At 61.7% G+C, this 18,901-nt stretch carries 16 protein-coding genes and 1 pseudogene; 8 read left to right on the forward strand and 9 right to left on the reverse strand.

Annotated features, from left to right (window positions below; translation table 11 throughout):
- Positions 1-22 precede the first annotated feature (22 nt).
- From sdhD to ACFIQF_RS01115, 6 genes and pseudogenes are all read left to right on the forward strand, one after another.
- The gene (gene sdhD / locus ACFIQF_RS01090; protein WP_393939348.1) at positions 23-388 is read left to right on the forward strand and encodes a succinate dehydrogenase, hydrophobic membrane anchor protein; all 366 of its coding nucleotides are present in this window, start codon (positions 23-25) and stop codon (positions 386-388) included.
- A 22-nt stretch (positions 389-410) separates the two neighbouring features.
- Complete coding sequence (gene sdhA, locus ACFIQF_RS01095; RefSeq protein ID WP_393939350.1) at positions 411-2,216, forward strand: succinate dehydrogenase flavoprotein subunit; 1,806 nt, start codon at positions 411-413, stop codon at positions 2,214-2,216.
- Between the two features lie 29 nt (positions 2,217-2,245).
- The gene (locus ACFIQF_RS01100; protein WP_393939352.1) at positions 2,246-2,950 is read left to right on the forward strand and encodes a succinate dehydrogenase iron-sulfur subunit; all 705 of its coding nucleotides are present in this window, start codon (positions 2,246-2,248) and stop codon (positions 2,948-2,950) included.
- A gap of 16 nt (positions 2,951-2,966) precedes the next feature.
- Positions 2,967-3,260 (forward strand): succinate dehydrogenase assembly factor 2, encoded by a 294-nt coding sequence (locus tag ACFIQF_RS01105; RefSeq protein WP_393939354.1) that lies wholly within the window; start codon positions 2,967-2,969, stop codon positions 3,258-3,260.
- Positions 3,261-3,278: 18 nt separating this feature from the next.
- Positions 3,279-4,589, forward strand: a complete 1,311-nt coding sequence (locus tag ACFIQF_RS01110) for a citrate synthase (protein WP_393939356.1) — start codon at positions 3,279-3,281, stop codon at positions 4,587-4,589.
- Between the two features lie 116 nt (positions 4,590-4,705).
- A pseudogene (locus ACFIQF_RS01115) lies at positions 4,706-6,463 on the forward strand (phosphoethanolamine transferase); the annotation flags it as partial.
- A gap of 70 nt (positions 6,464-6,533) precedes the next feature.
- Here the strand turns inward: ACFIQF_RS01115 and ACFIQF_RS01120 are convergent.
- A complete protein-coding gene (locus tag ACFIQF_RS01120; protein WP_393939358.1) occupies positions 6,534-7,721 on the reverse strand; it encodes a PA0069 family radical SAM protein in 1,188 nt (395 codons plus the stop codon).
- A gap of 258 nt (positions 7,722-7,979) precedes the next feature.
- Here ACFIQF_RS01120 and rnk point away from each other — a divergent pair, with 258 nt between their 5' ends.
- Positions 7,980-8,393: a nucleoside diphosphate kinase regulator gene (gene rnk, locus ACFIQF_RS01125; RefSeq protein ID WP_393939359.1), complete on the forward strand. Its 414-nt coding sequence runs from the start codon at positions 7,980-7,982 to the stop codon at positions 8,391-8,393.
- Between the two features lie 82 nt (positions 8,394-8,475).
- Here rnk and ACFIQF_RS01130 read toward each other — a convergent pair whose 3' ends face one another.
- Positions 8,476-9,624: an acyltransferase family protein gene (locus ACFIQF_RS01130; RefSeq protein ID WP_393939361.1), complete on the reverse strand. Its 1,149-nt coding sequence runs from the start codon at positions 9,622-9,624 to the stop codon at positions 8,476-8,478.
- 267 nt (positions 9,625-9,891) lie between these two features.
- Between ACFIQF_RS01130 and ACFIQF_RS01135 the strand changes: the two genes are divergently transcribed.
- Positions 9,892-10,488, forward strand: coding sequence for a GbsR/MarR family transcriptional regulator (locus tag ACFIQF_RS01135; RefSeq protein WP_393939363.1), 597 nt, complete (start codon positions 9,892-9,894; stop codon positions 10,486-10,488).
- Between the two features lie 6 nt (positions 10,489-10,494).
- Here ACFIQF_RS01135 and ACFIQF_RS01140 read toward each other — a convergent pair whose 3' ends face one another.
- From ACFIQF_RS01140 to ACFIQF_RS01170, 7 genes are all read right to left on the reverse strand, one after another.
- Positions 10,495-11,106: a hypothetical protein gene (locus ACFIQF_RS01140; protein ID WP_393939364.1), complete on the reverse strand. Its 612-nt coding sequence runs from the start codon at positions 11,104-11,106 to the stop codon at positions 10,495-10,497.
- Between the two features lie 123 nt (positions 11,107-11,229).
- Positions 11,230-12,216 carry an NAD(P)H-dependent flavin oxidoreductase gene (locus tag ACFIQF_RS01145; protein ID WP_393939365.1) on the reverse strand — a complete coding sequence of 329 codons (987 nt, stop codon included), beginning with the start codon at positions 12,214-12,216 and terminating at the stop codon, positions 11,230-11,232.
- Positions 12,217-12,317: 101 nt separating this feature from the next.
- Positions 12,318-14,111 carry an acyl-CoA dehydrogenase gene (locus tag ACFIQF_RS01150; RefSeq protein ID WP_393939366.1) on the reverse strand — a complete coding sequence of 598 codons (1,794 nt, stop codon included), beginning with the start codon at positions 14,109-14,111 and terminating at the stop codon, positions 12,318-12,320.
- A gap of 55 nt (positions 14,112-14,166) precedes the next feature.
- Positions 14,167-15,312 carry an ABC transporter substrate-binding protein gene (locus tag ACFIQF_RS01155; RefSeq protein WP_393939367.1) on the reverse strand — a complete coding sequence of 382 codons (1,146 nt, stop codon included), beginning with the start codon at positions 15,310-15,312 and terminating at the stop codon, positions 14,167-14,169.
- A 131-nt stretch (positions 15,313-15,443) separates the two neighbouring features.
- The gene (locus tag ACFIQF_RS01160) at positions 15,444-16,376 is read right to left on the reverse strand and encodes an electron transfer flavoprotein subunit alpha/FixB family protein (protein ID WP_393939368.1); all 933 of its coding nucleotides are present in this window, start codon (positions 16,374-16,376) and stop codon (positions 15,444-15,446) included.
- A 31-nt stretch (positions 16,377-16,407) separates the two neighbouring features.
- Positions 16,408-17,157, reverse strand: a complete 750-nt coding sequence (locus ACFIQF_RS01165; RefSeq protein WP_393939369.1) for an electron transfer flavoprotein subunit beta/FixA family protein — start codon at positions 17,155-17,157, stop codon at positions 16,408-16,410.
- A 134-nt stretch (positions 17,158-17,291) separates the two neighbouring features.
- Entirely contained in the window at positions 17,292-18,629 is a 1,338-nt protein-coding gene (locus ACFIQF_RS01170) for a mechanosensitive ion channel family protein (RefSeq protein WP_393939370.1), read from the reverse strand.
- Positions 18,630-18,901: the final 272 nt, after the last annotated feature.

The following is an 18,901-nucleotide window of genomic DNA, read 5'->3' on the forward strand; positions in this document are numbered from 1 at the left end:
ATAACTGAGAAAGGATTCCCCCATGTCCGTCAATTACGGCTCCAAGCGCATCGTGACCGGTGCCCACTACGGCCTGCGCGACTGGCTGGCCCAGCGCGTCACCGGCCTGCTGATGGCTCTGTTCACCGTGGCCTTGCTGGTGCAAGTGCTCATGATCAAAGGCCCCATCGGCTACGAACAATGGGCAGGCATTTTTGCCCACCAATGGATGAAGTTCATCACCGTGGGCACGCTGGTCGCCCTCGCCTACCACGCCTGGGTGGGCATGCGTGAAATTTTCATGGACTACATCAAGGCCGCGGGTCTGCGCATCGTGCTGCAGGTTTTCGTGCTGGTGTGGTTGGTTGGTTGCCTCGGCTGGGGTCTCCAGGTTCTGTGGCGTCTGTGATCCCTGCGATTGAAAGAGAACAATGAGCTATACAAAAGAGAACATCACGAAGCGCAAGTTTGACGTTGTCATCGTCGGCGCTGGCGGTTCTGGCTTGCGCGCTGCCTTGGAGCTGTCCAAGGCCGGCCTGTCCGTGGCCTCCCTCTCCAAGGTCTTCCCTACCCGCTCGCACACCGTAGCGGCGCAAGGTGGCGTGTCCGCCTCGCTGGGCAACATGTCGCCCGACAACTGGGAATGGCACTTCTACGACACCATCAAGGGCTCGGACTGGTTGGGTGACCAGGACGCCATCGAGTTCATGTGCCGCGAAGCACCGAAGGTGGTGTACGAGCTGGAACACTTCGGCATGCCTTTCGACCGCAACCCCGATGGCACGATCTACCAGCGTCCGTTCGGCGGCCACACCGCCAACCACGGCGAAAAGCCGGTGCAACGCGCTTGCGCTGCGGCTGACCGTACCGGCCACGCCATGCTGCACACGCTGTACCAGCAAAACGTCAAGTCCAAGACCAACTTCTTCGTGGAGTGGATGGCGCTGGACCTGATCCGCGACGAAGCGGGCGACGTGATCGGCGTGACCGCCATTGAGCTGGAAACCGGCGATCTGTACGAACTGCACGCCAAGGCTGTGCTGCTGGCTACCGGCGGTGCTGGCCGTATTTTCCAAGCGTCGACCAACGCCTTCATCAACACCGGTGACGGCCTGGGCATGGCCGCTCGCGCTGGCATCCCGCTGCAAGACATGGAGTTCTGGCAGTTCCACCCCACCGGCGTGGCCGGTGCCGGCGTGCTGCTGACCGAAGGCTGCCGCGGTGAAGGCGCCATCTTGCGCAACAGCGAAGGCGAGCGCTTCATGGAGCGTTATGCACCGACCCTGAAGGATCTGGCTCCCCGCGACTTCGTCTCGCGCTCGATGGACCAGGAAATCAAGGAAGGCCGTGGCTGCGGTCCCAACAAGGACTACATCCTGCTGGACATGACCCACCTGGGCGCCGACACCATCCACAAGCGTCTGCCTTCGGTGGAAGAAATCGGCCACAACTTCGCCAACGTCGACATCACCAAGGAACCGATTCCTGTGGTGCCCACCATCCACTACCAGATGGGCGGCATTCCTACCAACATCAACGGCCAGGTCGTGGTGTGGGACGGTGAGAAGAACAACGTGGTCAACGGTCTGTACGCCGTGGGCGAATGCTCTTGCGTGTCGGTGCACGGCGCCAACCGCCTGGGCACCAACTCGCTGCTCGACCTGCTGGTGTTCGGCAAGTCGGCGGGCAAGCACATCGTCAACTTCGTGCAAGGCTACGGCGAGTTCAAGGACATGCCGGCCAATGCGTCGGACTTCTCGCTCGAGCGCCTGAACAAGCTCGACGAATCGAGCAGCGGCGAATACGCACAAGACGTGGCCAACGACATCCGCACCTGCATGCAGCAACACGCTGGCGTGTTCCGTACGCAAAAGAGCATGGACGAAGGCGTCAAGAAGATCGCCGAAATCCGCGCCCGCGTCGGTGGCGTGACCTTGAAGGACAAGTCCAAGGTCTGGAACACCGCCCGCATGGAAGCGCTGGAAGTGGCCAACCTGATCGAAGTGGCACAAGCCACCATGGTCTCGGCCGCAGCGCGCAAGGAATGCCGTGGCGCCCACACCGTGGACGACTACGAACACCCCGCAGACGATCCGAAGTACCCACTGGGCCGCAACGATATCGACTGGCTCAAGCACACCCTGTGGTACAGCGCCAATAACAGCCTGGACTACAAGCCCGTGCAACTCAAGCCACTGACCGTGCCTTCCGTGCCTCCCAAGGTCCGTACGTTCTAAATCCACGCAGCCCACGAAAGAACATCCAAATGAAGCGTACTTTCAAAATCTACCGTTACGATCCCGATAAAGACGCCAAGCCTTACATGCAGACGGTTGAGGTGGAACTCGACGGCCACGAGCGCATGTTGCTGGACGCCCTGGTCAAGCTCAAGGCCATGGATCCTTCGATCTCGTTCCGCCGCTCGTGCCGCGAAGGCGTGTGCGGCTCGGACGCGATGAACATCAACGGCAAGAACGGTCTGGCCTGCCTGACGAACATGAACACCCTCAAGGGTGACATCGTCCTGAAGCCCCTGCCCGGCCTGCCCGTGATCCGCGACCTGATCGTGGACATGACCCAGTTCTTCAAGCAGTACCACTCGATCAAGCCGTACCTAATGGCCGACAGCTTTGTCGCCAACGACAAGGAACGCCTGCAGTCGCCCGAAGAGCGCGAAGAGCTCAACGGCCTGTACGAGTGCATTCTGTGCGCGAGCTGCTCGACCAGCTGCCCCTCGTTCTGGTGGAACCCCGACAAGTTCGTCGGCCCCGCCGGTCTGCTGCAGGCTTACCGCTTCATCGCCGACAGCCGCGACGACCACACCAGCGAGCGCCTGGACAACCTGGAAGATCCGTACCGCCTGTTCCGTTGCCACACCATCATGAACTGCGTCGACGTGTGCCCCAAGCACCTGAACCCGACCAAGGCGATTGGCAAGATCAAGGAACTGATGGTTCGCCGCGCGGTGTAAGAACCAGGTAAAGCAAATGATGGATAACGAACTGCTGGATGAACGGGCCCGTGATCTGCTGCGCTGGCGCAGCCGACGCGGCTTGGTGGAGAACGACATCTTCATCGAGCAGTTCTTCCACACCTACGGAGCAAGCCTGAATGTCCGCCAGGCACAAGGGCTGACCGCTTTGATGAACCTGTCTGATAACGACCTGCTGGATCTCCTGCTGCATCGCAAGGAGCTCACAGGAGATCTCGACAGGGCGGATGTTCATGAAGTATTGGGGATGCTGCGCAGCCGTCAACACCGCGCATCCCTAGCGGACTAACTCGATAAGGAACCAGTTATGAAACTCGCAGACAACAAGGCCACGCTATCGTTTAGCAATGGCGCACCCAGCATCGATCTGCCCGTCTACCAGGGCAGCGTTGGCCCAGACGTGGTGGACATCCGCAAGCTGTATGCGCAAACGGGCATGTTCACCTATGACCCGGGCTTTATGTCGACGGCAGCTTGCCAGTCGGCCATCACCTACATCGATGGCGACAAGGGCGAACTGCTGTACCGCGGCTACCCGATCGAGCAATTGGCCAAGAATTGCAACTACCTGGAAACCTGCTACCTGCTGCTCAACGGCGAACTGCCCAACGAAGCACAGAAGGCCGACTTCGAAAACCGCGTGACCCAGCACACGATGGTCAACGAGCAAATGCAGTTCTTCCTCCGTGGCTTCCGCCGCGACGCACACCCCATGGCTGTGCTGACCGGTCTGGTGGGCGGCATGTCGGCTTTCTACCATGACAGCACCGACATCCATAACCCCGAGCACCGCGAAATCGCCGCGATCCGCCTGATCGCCAAGATGCCTACCCTGGTTGCCATGGCGTACAAGTACGGTGTGGGCGCACCTTACATGTACCCCAAGAACGACCTGTCGTACGCTGGCAACTTCATGCGCATGATGTTCGGCAACCCTTGCGAAGAGTACAAGGTGAACCCCGTGGTCGAGCGCGCGCTGGACCGCATCTTCATCCTGCACGCTGACCACGAGCAAAACGCGTCGACCTCGACCGTGCGCCTGTGCGGCTCGTCGGGCACCAACCCGTTCGCAGCCATCGCTGCCGGCGTGGCCTGCCTGTGGGGCCCTGCCCACGGCGGCGCCAACGAAGCAGCCCTGAACATGCTGGAACACCTGCAAGCCAACGGCGGCGTGGCCAAGGTCGGCGAGTTCATGGAACAGGTCAAGGACAAGAACAGCGGCGTCAAGCTGATGGGCTTTGGCCACCGCGTGTACAAGAACTACGACCCCCGCGCCAAGCTGATGCAGGAAACCTGCAACGAGATCCTGGCCGAGCTGGGTCTGGAAAACGATCCGCTGTTCGCTCTGGCCAAGAAGCTGGAAAAGATCGCCCTGGAAGACGACTACTTCGTGCAACGCAAGCTGTACCCCAACGTCGACTTCTACTCCGGCATCGTGCAGCGCGCCATCGGCATCCCTGTCAAGCTGTTCACCGGCATCTTCGCCCTGGCTCGCACCGTCGGCTGGATCGCCCAGCTCAACGAGCAAATGGCTGACCCCGAGTACAAGATCGGCCGTCCACGCCAGCTGTACACCGGCTCGGTGGCTCGCGACGTCAAGCCTCTGGCCCAGCGTTGATCCACGCCGCCCGGTGCTCTGTGCACCGGGCTCCGCTCAAAAACCCGCCGCTGGCGGGTTTTTTCATGGGCGTTTCATTAATGCCGTGTTAAGCCAGGCCGGCAACCATGGCTGTTATGAAATGGTTTGCCCGGCTCTCCGCCTCTCCCTCGATCCACCATGCGGCAGGTTCCGTGCTTGGCGGTCGCAGCGCCTCTGACAGCTTTTCGCTGACCTCCGCCGCCCACGGGCGCGCAGCTCTCAAAGTCTGGCAAGCGGCGTTCTTCATCAGCCTGTGGCTGGCCACGGTGGGCAATCTGGCGCTCTGGAAAACCATTGCCAACCTCGGCAGTCTCAGCCTGGGCGGGCGCTGGGCGCTCGGGCTGAGCCTGGGGGCCGCCATCACCTGCGCTTGCTGGGCCATCACCAACTTGTTCAGCTGGGGGCGCGCCAGCAAAGCCGTCATGCTGCTGCTGTGCTGGGTGGCGGCATTTGCGGCCTATTTCATGCTCAACTACGGCATCGCCATTGATGCCAGCATGCTCACCAACGTGCTGCAAACCGACCTGCACGAAGCCGGCGACCTGCTGCATTGGAGCCTGTTTGTCACCGTGGGTGCCATTGCCATTCCGCCCACCTGGTGGCTGAGCCGGCAAAAACTGCAACGCAACGGCTCGTGGAAGGCGCTGCTGCGCCAGCTGGGCATGGTCTTGCTCGCAACCGCCGCTATGGTGCTGGTGGTGCTGGCGGGCTTTGCGCCTATTTCCTCGGCCATGCGCAACCACACGCAGCTGCGCTTCATGATGAACCCGCTGTCCAGCCTGTACGCCGTTGGCAACCTGGTGGCGCAGCAGGTCCACCGTCGCGACACCACCATCTACCCTATCGGCGAAGACGCCAAGCTCGGCGCCAGCTACGCCAGCCAGGCGCAATTCCCCATCTACGTGCTGGTGGTCGGCGAAACCGGCCGGGCGGTGAACTTTGCCGTCAACGGCTACGAGCGCCCCACCACGCCCGAGCTCTCGGCCCGCAAAGACCTGGCCGTGGCGCAAAACGCCTGGGCTTGCGGCACCAGCACCGCCGTCTCGCTGCCCTGCATGTTCTCGCACCTCGGCCGCGCCGGGCAATCGGGCAGCAAATCCTATGAGAACCTGCTGGATGTGCTGCAGCGCGCCGGCCTGGCCGTGCTGTGGGTGGACAACCAGTCGGGCTGCAAAGGCGTATGCACCCGTGTCAACAGCGCCAGCACCATGACCAACCCCAAGACCCCAACAGGCAGCAACGCCAGCATTGGCCTGTCGGCCGAACAAGTTGCAGCCCTGTGCAATGGCGGCGAGTGCGTGGACATGGCCCTGCTGGATAACCTGGACAACCGCATCAACGCCCTGCCCGCCGACCTGCGCGCCCACGGCGTCGTGCTGGTGCTGCACCAGATGGGCAGCCACGGCCCGGCCTACTTCAAGCGCTCGCAGGCGCAAGACAAGAAGTTCGGCCCCGAATGCACCAACGTCGCCCTGCAATCCTGCGAGCGCCAGGCAGTGGTAAACGCCTATGACAACAGCATTGTCGCCACCGACCGCATGCTGGGCGGCCTGCTCCAATGGCTGGAGCACAAGAGCGAACGCCAGCCCACGGCCATGATGTATGTGGCCGACCACGGCGAATCGCTGGGCGAGAACAACATCTACCTGCATGGTCTGCCCTACTCGGTGGCGCCCGATGTGCAAAAGCACGTGCCCTGGATCACCTGGCTCTCGCCGCTGATGCAGCAGCGCATGGGCGTGAGCACCGCCTGCCTGCAGCAATCGGTGGCCCAGGCCAAGATCAGCCACGACAACTATTTCCACTCGGTGCTCGGTCTGGCCGATGTGAAGACTGCGCTGCACGACCCCAAGCTCGACATCTTCGCCAGCTGCGCAGGCAGCATGCGAGCAGCTGCACCGCTGGCACAGACTGCCGAGCCGGCTAAAACAGCTCCGTCTGCTGCTGCCCCGGTCGGCTTGCTGGCCGCTGCTGGTGCTGCTGCCACGCCTCAAAGCGCGCCCAGTCCAAAACCGTTCGCTCCCGCCCAAAGCCCAGCCGCTCGCAAGCCCGTGTAAAACGCTGGCGCACCAGATCGGCCCACAGGCCCTGGCCTTTCATGCGTGCGAAAGACTGGCTGTCGTAACTCTTGCCGCGCTGCCGGTCGGCCTCGCTCACCTGGTGCAAATCGCGCACCCGCTGCATCACCCGCGCCGCCCTGTCCGGGTAATAGGCTTGCAGCCACTGCTGGAACACCGTGTTCAGCTCCCACGGCAGGCGCAGCACCGTGTAAAAAGCGCTGCTTGCGCCGGCTTGGCGTGCTGACTCCAGCACTTGCTCCATATCGTCGGTCAGAAACGGGATGTGCGGCGCCACGCTCACCCCCACCGGAATACCCGCCGTCACCAAGCGCTCGATAGTGCGCAAACGCCGGTACGGCGCAGCCGCGCGTGGCTCCAGGCGGCGCGTCAACTCGGCATCCAGACTGGTGATGGTGATGTAGACAGCTGCGCCCTGCTCTTGTGCCGCCGCGGCAATCAAATCGATATCGCGCTCCACCGTGCTGCTTTTGGTGATGAGCGAGAAAGGGTGGCCAGCCTCGCCCAGCACTTCGATCACCTGGCGCGTCAGGCACAGCTCACGCTCAATGGGCTGGTAGCAATCAGTGGCCGAGCCAATATTGAGCGATGCCCGCTGGTAACGCGGGTGGCTGATCTCGCGCCGCAGCACCTCGGCAATATTCGTCTTGGCAAACAGCTTGGTCTCGAAATCGAGGCCTGGCGAGAGATTCAGATAGCTGTGGTAAGGCCGCGCATAGCAATAAATACAGCCGTGCTCGCAGCCTCGGTACGGATTGACCGAGTGGTCGAAGTAAATATCGGGTGAGTCGTTGCGCTGGATGGCGCTGCGGGCTTTTTCCTCGCGCACCTCGGTCACCGGCGCAGACTGCGCAGCGGCCCAGCCACCGCCCTCATCTGCTGCATCCGCTCCATCAGCCTGCGCACCAGCTGCCTGCGCTTGCCAGCCATCATCCAGCCACTCGCGCTGGTCGCGCGCAAACCGGTGTGGCGGCGCGCTGACTGCACCCCGCCCTTTGTACAGCGGCAACACCGGCAGCTGCACTGCGGGCACAGGCTCCACTTCTTCCGCACTGCGCTGCCAAGCCAAGCTCTCTGGCTTTGCAGTACTTGCTTGAGAAGGTGTACGGGCTGGCGACATATCTGTTTATTTATACAGTACTTTGCGCCAAATACTGGGAGAAATCGGCTTTTTCCACGAGCACAAAAGGGGAAAAAGCGCTGCGCCTGCAAGAGCGCTCTATTCGCACCAAGTTGGTGCGAGATTGCGAATCGCCTACAGTCGGCTTTTCACCATCCGGAGGAAGTTTTGATGTCTCGCAAGCCCCATCTCATCTTGTCGTCGTTGGACGTGGATCGCCTGGAGGCTTTGCTCGCGCAGATGTCGCCCACCGCTTTCCCTGGAAAATCCGACCTCGAAGCCGAAATTGCCCGTGCCGATATCGTTGAGCCCAGCGACATTCCGCCCGATGTGGTGACGATGAATTCCACCGTCACCTTCGACATGGCCGAGTCCGGTAAACAGTTCCAGCTGACCCTGGTCTACCCCAAGGATCTCGATGGCAGCGCAGACAAGGTGTCGGTTTTCGCGCCCGTGGGCAGCGCCCTGCTCGGCCTGTCGATTGGTGACGAGCTGGCCTGGCCGTCGGTCGGCGGCAAGAACATGACGGTGCATGTCACCGGCATCGTCTACCAACCCGAGCGAGCCGGCGAACTGCACCGCTAAAGCGCCCGGTCAACAGCCAGCCTGGCTGAGCCCACAAACTGAAAAGCACGCCGAGGCGTGCTTTTTCAATGGGCGCTGGGATTCAAAGCGCGAAACGGGCACTCACCAGACTCACCAGCAAACCGGCGCTGATAAAACCCAGCTCCCAGCGGGCGACACCGCGCAGGCTCGGCGTTCTGGCTTCGACAAAATGGTAGAGCAAGCGCCCGGCCAGCAGCGACAGCGCAAAGGCCACGCACATGCCCAGCCAGTTGAGCCAAGGCTGGTCCGGAATCAGCTTTGCCGCCACCGCGTTGCACAGCACCACGATGGAAAAGTGCACCAGAAACACCGAGTAGGAGAACTGGCCCAGCGCTTGCAGCCAGCGTACCGGCGCCACATGGCTGAGCAGCCAATTGCCGACGCGGCCGTCGGAAGGCACGCGCATCAGCCACAGCAAGCTAATGGCGCTGACCAGCGCTACGGCGATGCGCAGGCGGAACTCCACCTCAAAAGACACCAGGCCCAGCACCAGCAGCAGCGCTGTCCAGGCCCAGGGTTTGGCGCTGCTTTTGCCCCAGTAGGCCAGCATACCCATGCCGTAGGCGCCCAGGAAGTAGACAAACCACATGTCCAGATCGCTGTTGCGGTTCAGGTGCCAGAGCGACAGCGCGGTCAGCCCGATCACCAGGTACTGGCCAGCAGACAGGCCCAACCAGCGCTGGCCCCAGTTGCGCAAAGCGGCAAACAGCAAGGTGACAGCGGCAAACAGCTGGAAATCGATGGCCACATACCAGACGCCGGCCGACAGGGCGCCTTCGCCGGTAATGTCTTGCAACATCAAGGCATTGGCTATCAACTGGTGCCAAGTGGGCTCTTCGGGCACGGATTCGTGCGCAAACCAAGGGCGAATAAAAGCCGCCACCAGCACCGCAAACAACAAGGCCACCGAGTAAGGCGCCAGCAGGCGCAAGGCCCGTTTACCAATTTTCTCCAGCGGCTGGCCGCTGCGGGCCACGCCTTGGGGCGCCAGACTGGCGGCGGCCAGATAGCCGCCCATGACCAGAAAGATCTGTACGGCAATACGGGCGTATTCGGACAGCCAACCGATGATGCCGGGCGTGACGCGGGCGGCCACATCAGACATGGGGCCGTAAAAAGCCATGTGATGCCAGACAATGGCAGCACAGCAGGCCCCTTTGATGACGTCCAGCCACAGATTGCGGTTGTTATGCGTTGTTGTTGAAGACAAGGTCGTCAGGTCGGCAGCACGGCACGGCGGGCTTGCGCCCACTGCGCAGGATGTCGGCAGTGGTGAAACAGTTTGCGCTCCTGCACAGACAAGAACGCACAATGTTTAACGAGCCCCGCCCAAGAAGGGTTGACGGCCTGCAGCGAAAAAACTGCCCACTTTACACAAGCGCACAGCAACGGCGGCGCCCGCTTCCACCTTGTCAGTCGTATGGGTGGTCTGGCCACGATAGTTCAGCATTTTCTGAAAAGACCGATAATCCCTGCCATGAAAACGTCTGACTCTCCGCTGCCTGAACTCACCCGCCAATTCGTATCGCACTTTGGCGAAATGGGCAGCCGCTGGGGCATCAACCGCACGGTCGGGCAAATTTATGCGCTGATTTTTCTCTCGCCACGCCCTATCAATGCCGACGAGATCGCCGAAGGCCTGTCTTTTTCGCGCTCCAATGTGAGCATGGGCCTCAAGGAGCTGCAGTCGTGGCGCCTGGTGCACATGCGCCACCAGCCCGGCGACCGGCGCGAGTATTTCGAGGCGCCCGCCGATGTTTGGGAGATATTCCGCACCCTGGCCGAAGAGCGCCGCCGCCGCGAGATCGAGCCCACGCAATCCATGCTGCGCTCAGCGCTCTTGCAAGAGGCCAACTCCGAAGACGAAAAATACGCCCAGCAACGCATGCAGGAGATGTACGAGCTGATCGACCGCCTGATGAAGTGGTTCGACGACGTACAGCGCCTGAACCCCGAAACCGCCATGCAACTGATGGGCATGGGCAGCGCCGTCACCCGCGTGCTCAACCTCAAAGACCGGCTGACCGGCAAATCACCCGCCAAGAAAGAGGCCCGCAAAGAAGCCGGCGAATAAGCGCCTTCAAGGCTGTTTGGCGTTGTTGTTGGCCGCCGTTTTGGGTGCCAGCACAATGCGCAGCTCGGCAGCTTGCACCTCGATGCGCTGCACCGTATAGCCCAGGCCTTGCAAAAGCAAGCGCTGGCTGGCGGGCAACTCGTACACCACCAAACCATTGAGCACCTGCTCGGCCAAGCTGGGTGCATAGGTTTGAAAAAGCGGCTGGTATTGCTGAGGCACACCTTGCATCTGCAGTTGCTGCACGCGCACGCGGTGCATGCGGATGGTGGCGTCTTCGTCACGGTAATACAGGCCAAAATCCAGCGCCAGCTGGCCGGGGTATTCGCCGCCCATCAGCTTTTCGGTCAGCCACACTTCCAGCGCCGCGCGCAAGCTGTTGCTCTCGGCCTGCAACTGCACCGCCGGTTTTTGCAGCTGAATTACCACCATGCCTTGCCAAGAGCGGGCCAGCGGGAACTGTGCCGCCACCGCGCTTTGCAGTTGCGCTTGCGGGATACGGATGCTGCGCTCGCCGGCAGCCTGCGCCCACGGCGCGGCCGCGCTCGCCGCCACGGCCAACAAGCCGGCCAAACACTGGCGGCGCAACCACAGAGGGTTGGGAGATGGGGAATCCATAGGCATACAAAACAATAGCAGCTAGCGCTTGTTGGGAGAGCGCTAGCTGCTAATAGTTCTGCTAACAGGCGGGAATATTGGTATCGGCGCGTTACGCCGCTACCGCCCTCTTCGCTGGCCGGCTCAGGCCGGAACCAGATCGGGGCGCACCGCCGCCGTACGGGCTGCCAACTCGTCACGCGCAGCAAAATACTCTTGCTGCAGGCGTGCCACCAGCTCGGCAGCGGGCACCACCTGTTTGATGGCGCCAATGCCTTGGCCGCTGCCCCAGATGTCTTTCCAGGCCTTGCGCTCCTTGCCAAAGCTCATCGAGCTCGGGTCAGAGACGGGCAGGTTCTCCGGGTCCATGCCGGCGCGGCGGATCGACGGACTGAGGTAATTGCCGTGCACGCCGGTGAACAGATTGCTGTAGACGATGTCGTCCGAGTTGGAGCTGACGATCATCTGCTTGTACTCTTCCACCGCACGCGCCTCTTCGGTGGCAATGAAGGCAGAGCCAATGTACGCAAAATCCGCACCCATGGCCTGGGCGGCCAGGATAGAGCGGCCGCTGGCAATGCTGCCTGAGAGCGCCAGCGGGCCATCGAACCACTCGCGGATCTCTTGCACCAGCGCAAACGGGCTCTTGATGCCAGCGTGACCGCCAGCACCGGCTGCCACGGCGATCAGGCCATCAGCGCCTTTGTCGATGGCTTTGTGCGCAAACGTGTTGTTGATGATGTCGTGCAGCACCACGCCACCCCAGTTGTGCGCGGCCTGGAAGACATCTTCCCGTGCGCCCAGCGAGGTGATGAGGATGGGCACCTTGTACTTCTCGCACAGCGCCATGTCGTGTTCCAGGCGCTCGTTGGTGCGGTGCACGATCTGGTTGATGGCGAAAGGCGCGGCCGGCTTGTCCGGGTTGGCCTGGTTGTAGGCGGCCAGCTCTTCGGTGATCTCGGCCAGCCAGTCGTCCAGCTGCTCGGCCGGGCGGGCATTGAGCGCCGGCATGGAGCCGACGATGCCCGCCTTGCACTGCGCGATCAGCAGTTTGGGGTTGCTGATGATGAAGAGTGGCGAGCCGATCACCGGAAAAGGCACGTGTTGCAACGCGCCGGGGAGTTGAGCCATCGAGGTCTCCTTAACAACAAAAGCTGTTTGCGCCCAGGTGTTGCGCAAACAGCTTGTTCCAACAAAACACCAGGCCGCCAGCGGCCTGGATGCACGCAGCTTTAGAAGCTGTCCAGCGGCAAAGCCATCACCGAGGCGCCGCCATGCAGAATTTCATCACGCAATGCCAAGGTTTTTACCAAAATATGCTCGCCGTAGAAACGGGCGGTTGTCACCTTGGCTTCCATGAAGGCCTTGTCGCTGTTGCCTGCCGTGATCTGCTCTTGCGCAGCCAGCAGAGCGCGGCCCATTTGCCAGCCCGCGACCAAATTGCCCGCCAGCATCAGGTAAGGCACGCTGCCGGCAAACACCTCATTGGGCGCCTGCTTGCTTTGGGCCACGACAAAATCCACCACGTCCAGGAAAGCCTTGCGTGCTTTTTCCAGGTTGATCGCCAGTGATTTGGCACCGACCGTGTCGCTGGCGATCAGCGCCTTTTCGGTGGCCTCGATCTGGCTGGCAATGCCCTTGGCCGTGCGGCCGCCTTCGCGCGCGGTTTTGCGGCCCACCAGGTCGTTGGCCTGGATGGCCGTCGTGCCTTCGTAGATGGTCAGGATTTTGGAATCACGGTAGTACTGCGCGGCGCCCGTCTCTTCGATAAAGCCCATGCCGCCGTGCACTTGCACACCCAGACTGGTCACCTCGTTGCTCATCTCGGTGCTGTAGCCCTTGATGAGCGGCACCAGAAATTCGTAGAAAGCCTGGTTCACCTGGCGCACCTCGGCGTCGGGGTGGTGGTGGGCGGCGTCAAACGCGGCCGCACCCGTCAGCGCCATGGCGCGGCAGCCTTCGGTGTAGGCGCGCATGGTCATCAGCATGCGGCGCACATCGGGGTGGTGGATGATGGTGGCGCTGCCGGCCACGCTGCCGTCGACCGGGCGGCTTTGCACGCGCTCTTTGGCGTAAGCCACGGCGTGCTGGTAAGCGCGCTCGGCAATGGCCACGCCTTCTACGCCCACGGCGTAGCGAGCGGCGTTCATCATGATGAACATGTACTCCAAGCCGCGGTTTTCCTCGCCCACCAGATAGCCCACTGCGCCGCCGTTGTCGCCGTACTGCAGCACGGTGGTGGGCGATGCCTTGATGCCGAGCTTGTGCTCGATCGACACGCAGTACGCATCGTTGCGGGCGCCAAGCGAGCCGTCTTTGTTGACCAGGAACTTGGGCACGACGAACAGGCTGATGCCCTTGACGCCTTCGGGCGCGCCCGCCACACGGGCCAGCACCAGGTGGACGATGTTGTCCGCCATGTCGTGCTCACCGTAGGTGATGAAGATCTTGGTGCCGAAGATTTTGTAGGTACCGTCGGCTTCTTTGTCGGCACGGGTTCGCACCAGCGACAGGTCCGAGCCCGCTTGCGGCTCGGTCAGGTTCATGGTGCCGGTCCACTCGCCGGAAATCAGCTTTTCCAGGAAGGTCGCCTTGAGCTCGTCGCTGCCAGCGGTGAGCAAGGCTTCGATCGCGCCGTCGGTCAACAGCGGGCACAGCGCAAAGCTCATATTGGCGCTGTTGAGCATTTCAATGCAGGCTGCCGCAATCGTCTTGGGCAGGCCCTGGCCGCCGTAATCGGCCGAGTGCTGCAGGCCTTGCCAGCCGCCTTCCACGTACTGCTTGAAGGCTTCTTTGAAGCCCGGGGTCGTCGTGACTACGCCGTCCTTGAAGCTGGAGGGGTTCAGATCGCCCGGCACATTCAGCGGCGCCACTACTTCCTGGTTGAAGCGCGCGCACTCCTCCAGCACGGCCTGCGCGGTTTCCAAGCCGGCATCTTCAAAGCCGGGGATCTGCGCGACCTGGTCGATACCTGCCAGATGCTCCATGGCAAACAGCATGTCTTTCACGGGTGCGACGTATGTCATAGGGATTCCTTTTTATCCAGAGAAACGGGTAAGCGCCAACAGCACGCAGCGCTCCTTATTGCGTGATGCGGCCGAGGTTGTTGACCATCGACAGATCCACATACTTCGAGCCAATCTGTGATCCGCCAGCATAGCCCACCCAGTAGCCGCCAGCGTCAAAACCGTCGAGGCTGCGCATGGTTTGCGCCAGGCGCTCGGGCGTCAGCGGCTTGGTGCGGCGCATGGCTTCGACAATGACTTTGGCGGTGACAAAGCCCTCCATCATCGTGAAGCTCACGCCCACATCGGCCGGCTTGCCAATGCGGGACAGGGTGTCCTGAAACTCCTTGTTCAGACGGATCGAAATCTTGAAAGGGTTGGGCACGACTTGCGCAATGGACAAGCCGCTCATGTACTGCGTGGGCAGGCGCGTGGCCAGTTGCTCGGCATCGGCCTCGGCCAGGGCGTAGACCTGCGAGCGCCCGCCATCCATGCGGTAAGTCTCGACAAATGCCGCTGTCGCCGCGCTGGAGGCCACTACCAGCACCGATTGCACATCCAGCTTGGGCTGGAGCAGCTCGGTCACAGCAGCATCCACCTCACGCTTGCGGCCTGCACCCAACGGCTGCACGCTCACCAGCTGTACCCCGGCACTGGCCAGGTTGATGGAGGCCAGATCGGCCAAATCCTTGGCATCGGGGCGCTCGTCGTGCACCAGCGCCACGCGTTTCTCGCCCACCACGTTCATGTGCGCGGCGATCTTGCTCACTTGCTCGCGCAAACCGGCGCGGGTGCTGAACAGTGCGGGCGCAGACTGCACCCGCGTATCCGTGCTCTGGTAGCCCACTACGGGCAAGGCCGTGTTGTCGAGCAGCTTGCTGTCGAGCAAAGCCTGCACATTGCGGTTGCCCATGTAGCCGGCCAGCAGCAGAGGTTTCTTGTCGCGCAGCAGCGCACGGGTTTTCTCGACGGTGTCCGTCGCCTGGCCGGCGTCATCCATGGTGACCAGCTCGATGTTGCGGCCCTGCACGCCGCCGTCCAGGTTGACCTGGTCGAAATACAGCAGCATGCCTTGCGCATAAGCGCGGCCTTGTTTGGCAGCCGGGCCCGAGAGCGGAGCCACCTGGCCCACCACCCAGTCGGCAGCCTGGGCCGCGCCCATGGTTGCCACCAGCGCCAGCGCAGCGCAGCGCCCGCCCAGCCGCAAGCCTTTGTGTTGCATGTTTTGTCTCCTGGGATGTGTCTCGCTGCTCCGGCGGCAGCGGCCATCCTTTTTTGGGAATGATGCGGGTTGTCAAAGGCACAAAGAAAAAAGAGAGGCTGGATGTTCCTCTCTTTTATAGCTGTGCAAGATTACAGCGACCTGACCATCTCCGGCACGGCCTCAAACAGATCAGCCACCAGGCCATAATCAGCCACGCTGAAAATAGGCGCTTCTTCATCCTTGTTGATCGCCACGATCACCTTGGAGTCCTTCATGCCTGCCAGATGCTGGATGGCGCCCGAGATGCCGGCTGCCACGTACAGCTGAGGCGCGACGATCTTGCCGGTTTGGCCCACTTGCAGGTCGTTGGGTGCGTAGCCTGCGTCCACTGCAGCGCGCGATGCGCCGATGGCAGCGCCCAGCTTGTCGGCCAGAGGCGTCATGACTTCCTGGAACTTCTCTGCCGAGCCCAGCGCGCGGCCGCCAGAGACAATGATTTTGGCGGCCGTCAGTTCGGGGCGGTCGTTCTTGGTCACTTCGCGGCCGATGAAGGCGCTCTTGCCGCTGTCAGCCACGGCTGCCACGGTTTCGACGGCAGCGGAGCCACCGGTGGCGGCTGCTGCGTCAAAGCCGGTGCCGCGCACGGTGATGACTTTCTTGGCGTCTGCGCTTTGCACGGTGGCGATGGCGTTGCCGGCGTAGATGGGGCGCTCGAAGGTGTCAGCCGAGACCACCTTGGTGATGTCGCTGATCTGGCCTACGTCGAGCTTGGCTGCCACGCGGGGGGCCACGTTCTTGCCGCCTGCCGTCGCTGGGAACAGGATGTGGCTGTAGTTGCCAGCGATGGCCAGCACTTGCGCAGCTACGTTTTCTGCCAGGCCGTCCTTCAAGGAGGCGCCTTCGGCCAGGATGACTTTGGTCACACCGGCGATCTGTGCTGCGGCTTGGGCTGCAGCGGCTGCGCCTTCACCGGCTACCAGCACGTGCACATCGGCATCGCACGCCTTGGCGGCGGTGACGGTGTTGAGCGTGGCGGTTTTGATCGATGCGTTGTCGTGTTCTGCAATAACGAGAGCGGTCATGTCTTTGTCCTTTCTTTTCTTGTTGTTGTAGTTAGATTACTTTGGCTTCATTTTTGAGCTTGTCGATCAAGGTGGCCACATCGGGCACCTTCACGCCAGCGCCGCGCTTGGCAGGCTCAGCGACCTTCAAGGTCTTGATGCGGGGAGCGACGTCGACGCCCAGATCTTCAGGCTTGACGGTGTCCAGCTGCTTTTTCTTGGCCTTCATGATGTTGGGCAAGGTGACGTAGCGGGGCTCGTTCAGGCGCAGGTCGGTGGTGATGACGGCTGGCGTGTTCAGGGCGATGGTTTCCAGGCCGCCGTCCACTTCGCGGGTCACATTCACTTTGAAGCCGTTGACTTCGACCTTGGAGGCGAAGGTGGCTTGGGGCATGTCGGCGAGAGCCGCCAGCATTTGGCCGGCCTGGTTGCAGTCGTCGTCAATGGCTTGCTTGCCGCAGATCACCAGGCCCGGTTGCTCTTTGTCGACCAGGGCCTTCAGGAGCTTGGCCACCGCCAGGGGCTGCAGCTCTTCGGTGGTTTCCACCAGAATGCCGCGGTCGGCGCCAATGGCCATGGCCGTGCGCAGCGTCTCTTGGCATTGCGCCACGCCGCAGGAGACGGCGATGATTTCGGTGACGACGCCCTTTTCCTTCAGACGCACGGCCTCTTCCACCGCGATTTCGTCAAAGGGGTTCATGCTCATCTTGACGTTGGCGATGTCCACGCCCGTGCCGTCACTCTTGACGCGCACTTTGACGTTGTAGTCCACCACGCGCTTGACGGGTACCAGTACTTTCATAGACCAAGGCTCCTGAGTTGTATAAACAGACCGGCGCCAGCGTGGCGCAGACGCGCCGCCGCTGGTCGCAGCAAACAATCAAACCATCATCGCATACCGCCGCAGCGTGGCAGCTGCGGTACCCGAGCGATTTTTCAGACTTGATTATCTGCGCTCGGAGGCACGCCTCCAGGCATTTTCTGCGAACTCGGCAACACTTCTTTGTTGCTGTCCGTATTTGCACCATGGTTGCTGGCCTGGATATGCACTACGCGTTGTGGTGAAGGAATGTCGACACCGGCCTTGCGCAAACCTTCGAGCATGGCAATGTGCACGGCGGAGCGCACATTGATCTGGCCATTGCTCGGGTCGTTGATGTAGTAGCTCAGACTGAATTCCAGACCATCAGCAGCAAAATTGACCAGATAAGCCGCCGGCGCCGGCTTGGGCAGCACGCGCTCCTGGGCCAGGGCGGCGTCTTGCAGAATTTGCTGCACCTGGGCCACGTCGCAGTCGGATGCCACGACGATATTGCTGGTGAGGTTGAACTTCTGGTCGAAATCGGTCAGGTTTTCCACCGGTTGGGTGATCAAGGTCTCGTTGGGCACGATGGATTCGCGGCCGTTGCCAGCACGGATCACGGTGTAGCGCGTGCGAATATCGGTAATACGGCCTTCAAAACCGGCCACGCGCACGTTGTCACCAATCCGCAGAGCGCGCTCGATCAGCACCAAAAAGCCGCTGACGTAGTTGGAGGCAATCTTCTGCATGCCAAAACCCAGGCCCACACCCATGGCACCGCCGAGCACGGACAAAGCAGTCAAATCCACGCCTACCATGGACAGCGCCACCAGCAGGCCGATGGTGATGAGCACGATGCGCGTCAGATTCACCGCCATTTTGCGCATCGACAGGTCGCTGACCATGTCGTCGATCACGCGCTGCTCGAAGGTGGCCGAAATCCACAGCACCACAATCATCACAATGCCTACCGACAAGGCACCTTGCAGCATGTCGAGCACCGAGATCGAGGTTTTGCCAAAAGCAAAGCTGATGCTGTTCAGCTCGGCCGTGACCATGGGCAATACGCCCAAGATTCCCAGCACCGCCACCACCCAGGCCAGCCAAGAAAAAATGCGCTCAATCAGCCGCACTAGGGTGGAGTGGGGAAAGGTTTTAGCCAGCACCCGCGCCACCAGGCGAATCACCGCCAAGGACAGCAGAATCTGCACCGCCAGCCGCAAGAGGAACACCGGCTGAGAATGCTCGACCACCATGCGCGCACCGGCCGTCAAAGCCAAGGCCAGCATGGGGAACAAAGCGCCACCTATCGCGGTATTGCCAAACCAGACCGAAGGCTCGTCACTGCGGTAGCGCTGGAAGAGCGCCCGCGCCAGCAACCAGGCTACCAGCAGGCAAGCGGCCAGCACGCCCAGCTCCAGCATGGTGCTGGCCTGGTGAAACTCGTCGAACAAGCTGTCAAAAACATTCATAAATCCGTCTTGGCTTTCTTCTGGGTAGACCTCATCCCGAGCCGGCACCCGCCGCCCCGACCGGGCCAGCCCCCGATTTTGCCGTGGCCGGCAGCGCCCCGCTGTCGGACAAGGAGAAGCGGCGTAGTGAGCGACAAGAAAATATCGCTCCTTCTCGGATCACCGGCACACTTCCGCTCTTCACGACGGTGGACTGTTTTCTGCCATGGCTTGTTAACGCTGAACGACAGGCAGCCACCGTACGCAGCTCATGCAGGCTGTTGGCTGTTGGC

The sequence above is a fragment of the Comamonas trifloxystrobinivorans genome, assembly GCF_043359985.1.
Taxonomy (GTDB): Bacteria; Pseudomonadota; Gammaproteobacteria; order Burkholderiales; family Burkholderiaceae_C; genus Comamonas; species Comamonas trifloxystrobinivorans.

Excerpts from the sequence above, each read along its gene's own strand:
- rnk (WP_393939359.1), top strand. The coding sequence starts at position 7,980 with ATGTCTCGCAAGCCCCATCTCATCTTGTCGTCGTTGGACGTGGATCGC.
- ACFIQF_RS01155 (WP_393939367.1), bottom strand. The coding sequence starts at position 15,312 with ATGCAACACAAAGGCTTGCGGCTGGGCGGGCGCTGCGCTGCGCTGGCG.
- ACFIQF_RS01110 (WP_393939356.1), top strand. The coding sequence starts at position 3,279 with ATGAAACTCGCAGACAACAAGGCCACGCTATCGTTTAGCAATGGCGCA.
- ACFIQF_RS01165 (WP_393939369.1), bottom strand. The coding sequence starts at position 17,157 with ATGAAAGTACTGGTACCCGTCAAGCGCGTGGTGGACTACAACGTCAAA.
- ACFIQF_RS01160 (WP_393939368.1), bottom strand. The coding sequence starts at position 16,376 with ATGACCGCTCTCGTTATTGCAGAACACGACAACGCATCGATCAAAACC.
- ACFIQF_RS01135 (WP_393939363.1), top strand. The coding sequence starts at position 9,892 with ATGAAAACGTCTGACTCTCCGCTGCCTGAACTCACCCGCCAATTCGTA.
- ACFIQF_RS01145 (WP_393939365.1), bottom strand. The coding sequence starts at position 12,216 with ATGGCTCAACTCCCCGGCGCGTTGCAACACGTGCCTTTTCCGGTGATC.
- sdhA (WP_393939350.1), top strand. The coding sequence starts at position 411 with ATGAGCTATACAAAAGAGAACATCACGAAGCGCAAGTTTGACGTTGTC.
- ACFIQF_RS01150 (WP_393939366.1), bottom strand. The coding sequence starts at position 14,111 with ATGACATACGTCGCACCCGTGAAAGACATGCTGTTTGCCATGGAGCAT.
- ACFIQF_RS01100 (WP_393939352.1), top strand. The coding sequence starts at position 2,246 with ATGAAGCGTACTTTCAAAATCTACCGTTACGATCCCGATAAAGACGCC.
- ACFIQF_RS01170 (WP_393939370.1), bottom strand. The coding sequence starts at position 18,629 with ATGAATGTTTTTGACAGCTTGTTCGACGAGTTTCACCAGGCCAGCACC.
- ACFIQF_RS01140 (WP_393939364.1), bottom strand. The coding sequence starts at position 11,106 with ATGGATTCCCCATCTCCCAACCCTCTGTGGTTGCGCCGCCAGTGTTTG.
- sdhD (WP_393939348.1), top strand. The coding sequence starts at position 23 with ATGTCCGTCAATTACGGCTCCAAGCGCATCGTGACCGGTGCCCACTAC.
- ACFIQF_RS01105 (WP_393939354.1), top strand. The coding sequence starts at position 2,967 with ATGATGGATAACGAACTGCTGGATGAACGGGCCCGTGATCTGCTGCGC.